Below are 7059 nucleotides of genomic sequence, written 5' to 3' on the forward strand. Positions count from 1 at the left end.
GAGACCATGATGCCGAAGGAGAAAGCATGAGCCTTTCACTTGGCGATCCGAGGACGATCGGACCGCGTATCCGCATGATGATGCCACACCTCACGCCGCTGGAGGGGCGGGTGGTCGACATGATCCTCGGCCGGCGCGATTTCGGCGAGACCACATCGCTGAAGGCTGTGGCCGAAGACGCCGGCGTCTCGGAGGCCATGATCGTCAAGATCGCCAAGAAGCTTGGCTTCGACGGGTTCAAGGACTTCCGGGCGGGCCTTGCCGGCTACAACCGCCTGCCGACCGCCGAATTGCATGAGGAGCTTTCGCCCGACGACACAGATGCCGAGATCGCGCGCAAGGTGTTCCGCACTTCCGTCCATGCGCTGGAGGAGACGCTTGCCATTCTCGATCCCGAAGCGCTGGAGCGCGCGGCCGACCTGATCTTCAGCGCGCGCCAGCGTGACCTCTATGGCGTCGGCGGCTCGGCGCAGATCGCCCGCGACGTCGCGCACAAGCTCTTGCGCATCGGCGTGCGCACCAGCGTGTTCGACGATACGCATATGATGCTGATGTCGGCTTCGCTGCTGGGGGAGGGCGATGTCGCCATCGCCTTCTCGCATTCGGGCGCCAGCACAGCGGTGATCGAAGCCATCGAGCTGGCGCGCCTGCGCGGCGCCCGGACCATCGCGCTCACCAACTATGCGACGTCGCCGCTCGCCTCGGTCACGGACGTGGTGCTGTGCTCGACCGCCCAGGGCTCGCCGCTGCTGGGAGAAAATGCCGCCGCGCGCATTGCCCAGCTGATCATCTTCGACGCTGTCTTCGCCGCGGTCGCGCGGCGCGACTTGAAGGCGGCGGAGCGCAATCTCGCCGCGACCATGGGCGCGGTCGCCGGCAAGCGGCGCGGCGCATGAGCGCTTCGGTTCGTCCTGTCGTGGTTGTGGTCGGCAGCCTGCACTACGACATCATGGTCGACGCGCCGGACCGTCCCCGCAAGGGCGAGACGGTCACCGGTTTCGGCTGGCGGCCGAAATTCGGCGGCAAGGGCGGCAACCAGGCGGTCGCGGCGGCGAAGGCAGGCGCCGACGTGCGGATGGCGGGCGCCGTGGGCGACGATGATTTCGGCCGGTTTCTCCTCTCCAACCTCACCGCCGCCGGTGTCGATGCGTCCCGTGTCGCCCGCATTGACGGCAGCGGCTCAGGCATGAGCGTCGCCATAACGGATAGTAGCGGGGACTATGGCGCCGTCATCGTCACCGGGGCTAATGCCGCGGCCGATCCGAAGAGCCTGGACGACCCTGCGCTTTGGCGAGATGCTGGCGTGCTCATCCTGCAGAACGAAATGCCCGACGCCGTCAATCTCGCCGCGGCGAAAGCCGCGAAGACGGCCGGGGTGCCCGTGTGTCTCAACGCCGCGCCGTACCGGCCGCTGCCGGACGAGCTCATTGCACTGGTCGACATACTGATGGTGAATGCGATCGAGGCCGAACAGTTCTCGGGCTACCCGGTCGGGGACATTGCTTCGGCCGTTGGCGCGACCAGGCTGCTCTCCAGCCGCTGCGCTACCGTGGTGGTGACAGCAGGCGGGGACGGCGTGGCGGGCATGCAGCGCGGCGAGAATCCCGTCGTGGTTCCCGCCATTCCGGTCCGGCTGATCAGCACGCATGGCGCGGGCGATGTCTTCGCGGGGACCTTTGCCGCGGCACTGGCCGCGGGTCAGGCCTTTGCGCAATGCCTCGAGATCGCGAACCAGGCCGCCGCTATCCACGTCTGCACCTGACGACATGTTCAATCTTTAGTCCAGCTAAACAATCGAGCTCCCCTTCTAAATTGCGCTAACAGCTTTCTCGCCATACGAATGAGCCCGTCCGGCAAGCACTGGCCGGACCATCGGCGGCGCGGCCGGCCGGGGAGGTAGCAACGTCGCTGCGGGAGGGCGCAAGGCGCCTTCGTTGCGTGTTCCGGTCAACCGGGCACGGAAGCCTTTGCATGCCTCGCCGAAGCCGACGCCGGGCCCGAGAATTCGGTCGTGCGAAGGAAGCAGACATGAACCTCTACACTTTGCTTGCCGCACGCGCGGAGCGTGGCCGTCCGGTACGGGTCGGCTTGATCGGCGCCGGCAAGTTCGGCTCGATGGTCCTGTCGCAGGCGCAGCGCATCGCCGGATACCACATGGTCGCGGTGGCGGACTTGAATATTTCCGAGGCGCGGGATTCTTTGCAGCGCGTCGGCTGGGCGGCGGAGCGATACCAGGCGAAGGATGCCGGCGAAGCAGTGAAGAACGGCACGACTTTCGTCACCGACGACGTCGCCGCCCTGCTTGCCTGCGATGAGATCGAATGCGTGATCGAGGCGACGGGTCATCCGATCGCCGGAACGCGCCATGCGATGGCGGCGATCGAAGCCGGCAAGCATGTTGTCATGGTCAATGTCGAGGCCGACGTCATGGTCGGCCCGATCCTCGCCGAGAGGGCGCGCCAGAAGGGCGTCGTCTATTCGATGGCCTATGGCGACCAGCCGGCGCTGATCTGCGAGCTGGTGGACTGGGCGCGGGCGACCGGTGTGATCTGCGAGCTGGTGGACTGGGCGCGGGCGACCGGTTTCGAGGTAACGGCGGCCGGCAAAGGAATGAATTTCGAGCCGCGCTACCGCTACTCCACCCCCGACACCGTCTGGGGTTTCTTCGGATGGACCGAGGAGGAAGTGGCGAAGGGTGATTTCAATCCGAAGATGTACAACTCCTTCACCGACGGCACCAAGGCGGCGATCGAGATGGCCGCGGTCGCCAACGGCACCGGCCTCGACTGCCCCGATGACGGCCTCGGTTTCCCGCCCTGTGGCCTGCACGACCTTGCCAGGGTGTTCCGCCCGGCCGACGATGGCGGGCGCATGGCGCGCTCCGGCCTTGTCGACATCGCCGCCAGCCAGGAGCCGGATGGCCGCGAGGTGTTCAACAACATCCGCTATGGCGTCTTCGTCACCTTCAAGGCGCACGACGAGTACTCGCGCGCCTGCTTTAAGCAGTATGGGCTGCTGACCGATCCTTCCGGCTGGTACGCCTCGATGTGGCGGCCCTTCCACATCATCGGGCTGGAGACCTCGATCAGCGTGCTCTCGGCCGTGCTGCGCAACGAGCCGACAGGTTCCTCGAAGGAATTCCGCGGTGACGCCGTGGCGACCGCCAAGAAGGACATGCAGCCGGGCGAGATGCTGGACGGCGAGGGCGGCTACGCGGTCTGGGCCAACGCCATTCCAGCCTCGATCAGCCTCGAGCGCGCGGCACTTCCCATCGGCCTGGCGCACAATGTGCGGCTCAAGCGCGCCGTCAGGAAGGACCAGATCGTCAGCTTCAACGATGTCGAGCTGGTGAGCGACCTCGATGTCGTGAAGGTGCGCCGCGAGATGGAAGAGCGGTTCCGCCCGACGCCGAGCGTGGCTGCCTGATCGTCCCAAAAGGAAAGTCATGACCAAGCGCCGTGCGCTACCCTTCGTGGTGATCCCCGAATTCCGCGTCAGGCTGCAGGTCAGGACCGCATTTCTCGACGCTGCCCTGGACGATGCCCGACATTCGCTCGCCAATGAGGCCGGCTGCCACCGGGTCGATGTCGTCTGCCCGGAGGGCGCCGAGGTCACGGTGCTGTTCTATGAGGTCTTTGAACGATCGCGCCGTGTTCGAGGCGCATCTACAAACCCCGCATCTGAAGCGCTTCCAGGCGGCGATGAAGGCGCTCGAGGTCGAGGAAACGGTCGTGCGCTTCGGCGCGCTCAAGAATCTCTAAGCCACACGCGCTGCGATGACCACCAGCAGCAGGATAGGCTTCATCGGAACTGACTTCTTTTGGCTGTAATTTTCGGGAAGTCATTACGACACCCGAGCACTGCGGCCAGCAGGTCATCATAGTCAACAACCCCCCGTTGAAATAGCGAGCGCCAGAACCTGACCCCTCGTCCGAACGGCGGTCGATTTTGTCGTCGGCGCGTATCCGATCGAATACGAGCTGGCACACGGCCAAATCTTCCGGTTCGATAAATTGCTTTTGCAGAGCTCCAAGCATCGCAGCACCTCACGGGGCCGGGGCACAACGTGCGTTTCGATATCGGAATTGATCCGCGCCGTAAGGAGATCGTTTCCGCTTTGTGAACTCACCGATTGGCAAATTGGCAATCTCATTGAGCAAAGCGCGACCGATGCCGGATTTGCGATTGAATTCGACGCTGCGGACCCTACGAAGGTCTCTGAAATCCTACAAAGAGGCGTATCCTCCTCGCCACGCAGATGCTTTACCCGGCCCATCAAGCCAGGCCTCACTCATTGCGTTGCCGGCCGCTTCATGCCCTTTGGCGCCGGCCCTGCATGCTCTTGAACGCGCTGCCAGAGCCGCTCGCGCATCTCTCGGTTCAGAGTGATGAAAGCGGAGCCTACATACCGCCCGGTGCCTCTGTCTGCCATCAGCGCAAACGCCGGCTTCCCGCCTCCCGCTCGATACCAAACAGCTCGTATTCCTCGATCGCGTAGCACTTGGCCTTTAGCCAGTCGGTCGAGCGCCCGGAGCGATATTTGCTGTCCTTTCTGCTTCGATCGCGCAGCGTGGCGTCAGCGCAGAAGTCCGCTGCTCTCGAAATCTTCCCAGCCGCGCAATTTGGAATGGGATTTGTCCTCCCGATCGTTTTTGGTTGAGTCTACAGCCCCACCGCCGCTCTTTAGGGCACGCTTCATGGCCGCCTTTCCAGCGGCTCGGCGACGGCTCTCGGCAGCTGTCGCGGCGTCTTCCTCACGCCAGACCGTAACCAGGTCACGGTCAAGGACATCTTCGATGTGCCGCGGATCGAATACGTGAAAGGTGATTTTTCTCGCTCGTCCGCGAAGTTTCACTGTCCTAGTCCCGGCGCTTTGCAAGCGACCGTCCTTGAGCCACCGGTGTCGCTCGCCCGCTGAAATCACGAGGATGTCCTCGACTTCGCGGGGGATCACGGGGAGGTCTTCGATGTCCTGCATTGCTTTGGATACGATCGCACATGCCGCTTGCACATCAGCATCGGAGTCTTCCTCCGGTAGGCGCAACGCAAGCACCCGGGATTCGATATTGAGCAGTTTTCTCGACGCCGCGGGAAGACGAGCGCGTATGTCGAGAAAGATACCTCTCGCTCTTACCGACGATCCAAGCGTTGCAGCTGGAGATAGCGCCCATTCTGCAACCAGCTTCGCAGCTACATCCATTTTTCGGCGCCCGAGCATTCCCTTTAAATAGGTCTCCCACCCACCAAACTTCAACGCGGAGCCTGCAACCGCCGGAGCATCCCAGGACCCTCTTGGGCAAGGCGCATTGAAAATTCTGCGGAGAGTCAGCCGCATAGCCCGAACGTATGTCAAATCGAATGTACTAAAGCCGCGAGGCGACTGGCGATGCGGCTAACTGCCCCGCCAATCTGCGCCGCCTAAGGCGCCGACAGCAGTGGCCACAAGCCACGCCGCAGCGAACAACGCCTGGTACAGCCATGATGCCAAGCCTCGCTAGCAACCCACCCGCACCGCCAATGACTACGCCAACACCGGCAGCCGGCTACATTCCTCGGCTCCTCGGCGGCACTCGAGCGATCAGCTTAGTACAGGCGGCCTTGCACGCGAGAGCTCTCATGAGCCTCAGCCCTTAGGCGTCGTGGAGGTCTCTAGCGACGCTCCCACCTTGCTAGCCAGTTGGGGAAATGCATCGGAACCGCACCTAGTCTCTCCAGTTATGAATTTGAAGGGACATTACCCCCTTGGAGATGACCATGAAACAGCTTCTGTTCGCATCAGCCATAATGGCCTTGTCCGCCGGTCTTGCCTTCGCGCAAACAAGTAGCACGACGTCAAGCGGATCCTCTTCTACAACCACCACGGTGCCGACCGACCAGAACACAGACGCGACCACAACGAAATCGACCAATCCGAACTCGGCCAAGGACTGTGCGCCAGGACAACAAAACGGCAGCGCTAAACAGGCGGCGCCAGGTCAACAAGATACGAGCGCCAAAACCGCTGCGCCGGGTCAAATGAAAACGACCACCGAAGGCTGCTGACCGGAGTTCGACCAGATTGGCCCGCCGGCCCACCCGGCGGGTTTCTGTTGGACTGATGCACTTACATCTCATTCCCGCCGATGACACCGGCCTCACCTCCAGCGAGGTTGGGTCAGCGTCGGCCCTCTCGTAGCAAAGACCACGCCCGCTCCCTCGAAGGCCCGGCGCATAGCAGCGAGTTTACGGGGATTCGGCATCCTATAACCGTTCTCAAAATCGCTGATCGTCCCCTCGCCAAGATTGGCCTTGGCTGCGAGACGCACTCGCGACCAGTTCAATAGCGCCCGTGCCGCACGTGATTGCTCTGCTGATAGATTTGTCAAAGCGGCCTCCAACTACACGCGGTCGCGGTCCCGGAAAATCCGTCTTGGTTTTGTCGTCTGCCATGCGTGTCCCGATGAAGGAGAACAGCGACAGGGGGTGTATGTTCCCCTTTGCTTTTTCAGCAATCTCTAATGGAACCAGAGCAGCCCGTGCGATATTGCATCAAATTCGAGTTGCGTTGGGGCTTCGATGCGTACGCGTTCCAGCGACGGTCGGCTATCGTTCGTTTCTCCTCTTATGCCTAGCCTGGGGACAAACCGAGGAAGGCGATGGTTGGATCCATCAGGTGAAGTTCGACGGCTACCGCTCGCAGACCATCATCGATGACGGCGACGTTCGGATCTGCACCCGCCGCGGCCTCGACTGGACCACCAAATATCGCGACCTTGTCGAGACGGCCAAAGGGCTCAACGTTCAAAGCGTGATTGTCGATGGGGAATCATCGTCCTGAATGATGCCGGCGTTTCGGACTTCGGCGCAAAGCCATCACGCGCCGCCAGCACGACCTCTACTTCGTCGCTTTCGATGTGCGGCACCTCAATGGCCACTACCTGCTGGACATGACACTGGTAGACCGCCGCGACGTAGTCGGCGTATCCAGTTCTGCGAGGCTCTGCAGGCACAGGGTCCGCCGTCTTTCACCTAGGGTCAGGACTCATTGATCCAGAAGATGAAGGCTGCAGCGAAGGCGAT

8 protein-coding genes and 1 pseudogene are annotated in these 7059 nt (G+C 62.5%); 7 read left to right on the forward strand and 2 right to left on the reverse strand.

What is annotated here, in order from left to right; all coding sequences use genetic code 11:
- Positions 1–26 precede the first annotated feature (26 nt).
- From AU465_RS00190 to AU465_RS37345, 5 genes and pseudogenes are all read left to right on the forward strand, one after another.
- A complete protein-coding gene (locus AU465_RS00190; protein ID WP_192242693.1) occupies positions 27–896 on the forward strand; it encodes a MurR/RpiR family transcriptional regulator in 870 nt (289 codons plus the stop codon).
- Positions 893–1762 carry a PfkB family carbohydrate kinase gene (locus tag AU465_RS00195; RefSeq protein ID WP_192242696.1) on the forward strand — a complete coding sequence of 290 codons (870 nt, stop codon included), beginning with the start codon at positions 893–895 and terminating at the stop codon, positions 1760–1762. The genes AU465_RS00190 and AU465_RS00195 overlap by 4 nt, the downstream gene beginning before the upstream one ends.
- Positions 1763–2028: 266 nt before the next feature.
- A complete protein-coding gene (locus tag AU465_RS00200; RefSeq protein WP_192242700.1) occupies positions 2029–3426 on the forward strand; it encodes an NAD(P)H-dependent oxidoreductase in 1398 nt (465 codons plus the stop codon).
- Between the two features lie 19 nt (positions 3427–3445).
- Positions 3446–3580, forward strand: a pseudogene (locus AU465_RS37340) (antibiotic biosynthesis monooxygenase); the annotation flags it as partial.
- Between the two features lie 46 nt (positions 3581–3626).
- Entirely contained in the window at positions 3627–3761 is a 135-nt protein-coding gene (locus AU465_RS37345) for an NIPSNAP family protein (RefSeq protein ID WP_312891165.1), read from the forward strand.
- A gap of 815 nt (positions 3762–4576) precedes the next feature.
- Here the strand turns inward: AU465_RS37345 and AU465_RS00210 are convergent.
- Entirely contained in the window at positions 4577–5200 is a 624-nt protein-coding gene (locus AU465_RS00210; protein WP_246505791.1) for a hypothetical protein, read from the reverse strand.
- Positions 5201–5754: 554 nt separating this feature from the next.
- On the opposite strand from AU465_RS00210, the gene AU465_RS00215 reads away from it, so the two are divergent.
- A complete protein-coding gene (locus tag AU465_RS00215) occupies positions 5755–6042 on the forward strand; it encodes a hypothetical protein (RefSeq protein ID WP_192242708.1) in 288 nt (95 codons plus the stop codon).
- 92 nt (positions 6043–6134) lie between these two features.
- Here AU465_RS00215 and AU465_RS00220 read toward each other — a convergent pair whose 3' ends face one another.
- Complete coding sequence (locus AU465_RS00220; RefSeq protein ID WP_312891164.1) at positions 6135–6305, reverse strand: helix-turn-helix domain-containing protein; 171 nt, start codon at positions 6303–6305, stop codon at positions 6135–6137.
- Between the two features lie 134 nt (positions 6306–6439).
- On the opposite strand from AU465_RS00220, the gene AU465_RS36075 reads away from it, so the two are divergent.
- Positions 6440–6817 carry an ATP-dependent DNA ligase gene (locus AU465_RS36075; RefSeq protein ID WP_246505792.1) on the forward strand — a complete coding sequence of 126 codons (378 nt, stop codon included), beginning with the start codon at positions 6440–6442 and terminating at the stop codon, positions 6815–6817.
- Positions 6818–7059: the final 242 nt, after the last annotated feature.

This window comes from Mesorhizobium silamurunense (genome assembly GCF_014843905.1).
Taxonomy (GTDB): Bacteria; Pseudomonadota; Alphaproteobacteria; order Rhizobiales; family Rhizobiaceae; genus Mesorhizobium; species Mesorhizobium silamurunense.

What these genes read in the sequence shown, in the direction of transcription:
- AU465_RS37345 (WP_312891165.1), top strand. Translation starts at nt 3,627, where the DNA reads ATGAGGTCTTTGAACGATCGCGCCGTGTTCGAGGCGCATCTACAAACC.
- AU465_RS00200 (WP_192242700.1), top strand. Translation starts at nt 2,029, where the DNA reads ATGAACCTCTACACTTTGCTTGCCGCACGCGCGGAGCGTGGCCGTCCG.
- AU465_RS00210 (WP_246505791.1), bottom strand. Translation starts at nt 5,200, where the DNA reads ATGGATGTAGCTGCGAAGCTGGTTGCAGAATGGGCGCTATCTCCAGCT.
- AU465_RS00215 (WP_192242708.1), top strand. Translation starts at nt 5,755, where the DNA reads ATGAAACAGCTTCTGTTCGCATCAGCCATAATGGCCTTGTCCGCCGGT.
- AU465_RS00195 (WP_192242696.1), top strand. Translation starts at nt 893, where the DNA reads ATGAGCGCTTCGGTTCGTCCTGTCGTGGTTGTGGTCGGCAGCCTGCAC.
- AU465_RS00190 (WP_192242693.1), top strand. Translation starts at nt 27, where the DNA reads ATGAGCCTTTCACTTGGCGATCCGAGGACGATCGGACCGCGTATCCGC.
- AU465_RS36075 (WP_246505792.1), top strand. Translation starts at nt 6,440, where the DNA reads ATGAAGGAGAACAGCGACAGGGGGTGTATGTTCCCCTTTGCTTTTTCA.